Here is a 1,123-nt window from a genome sequence, read left to right on the forward strand (position 1 = left end):
CTTCGTCCGGCTCGTCTGATGCCGAGCCGGCGAGCGTGGCGAGCCGGGCCTGGAGTCCGTCGACGATGCTGCGGACGACGGCGCGCGCCCCGGTCGCAGACTCGTAGGCGGCCTGCGCTCGGTGATGCGACTCCTCGGCGTCTCGAAGGGCGCGCTCCAGCTCAGCCACCTGCGGGTTGTCCTCGCGCCACCTCTCGAGACGATCGTGCGCGCCCGCCTCCCGATCGCGGGCGGTGGTGGAGTCGATCTCCTCCCAGCTCAGACTCTGCAGCAGGGCCGCTGCCCGCTGGTGCGCGCGGCGGTCGGCGTCCACCTGCTCCAGCGACGTCCACCGCCGTTCGTGGGCCTCGATTCGCGAGGCGATCTCGTCGCGGAGGGCGGTGAGGGCCTCCACCTTGGCGTCATCCATGCGGCCGAGCTGGAAGGCCGTGGGGTCGTCGATCCGCCGACGATCGTCCTTCTCGAATCGCGCCCCCCGTTTGATCAGACCGTGCAGGGTCACGGCCTTGTCGTGGTGGTCGAGCTCGTCCGCCGTCTCCACGCACGCGATGTCGAACTCGCTCGCGAGCCGGCGGTTGAGCCAGGGCTGGAACGGGCCCGCCACCGAACGGACCTTGCGGACCAGGCTGTGAGGTCCGGTCCGTCGAGCCGGAGTGGCGTCGCCGTGGTCGACCACCTCGTAGATCAGCCGCACGCCCAGATGGGTGGAGTCGACGCCGGCGGCCACCCGGTCGCGCAGATGGGCGGGGACGAGCATGGTGCGGGCGATGCCGGAGAGGGCGCGCTCGATCGCCGGGCGCCAACGGGCGTGCTCGGCGGGTACGTCGAGGAGTTCTCCCGCGAAGGGGAGTTCGCGGGCGTTGACCCCGGCGGCGCCGCTGACGAGGTCCCGGGCGGTCAGCAACCGGGAGTCGATGTTGGAGCGGTGTCGGAGCACCGACTGGAGCTGCGCCTCTGCCCGCGCATGGGCCCGCTGGTCCTCGTTGAGTGAGCCCGCCACGTCGCGGAGGGTCTCGCGTTCCCGCGCGCGTTCGGTCTCCTGCTCGGCGTCCTCGCGTTCGAGGCGGGCGAGCAGTTCCGCGAAGTGCTCGGCGGAGGTCGGCAGCGAGCCGCCCAGACGCTC

General features: G+C 72.2%; 1 pseudogene. It reads right to left on the reverse strand.

The features are described from left to right. A pseudogene (locus ACWIE7_RS19400) lies at positions 1-1,123 on the reverse strand (hypothetical protein); the annotation flags it as partial.

The sequence above is a fragment of the Dietzia sp. NPDC055343 genome (assembly GCF_053645265.1).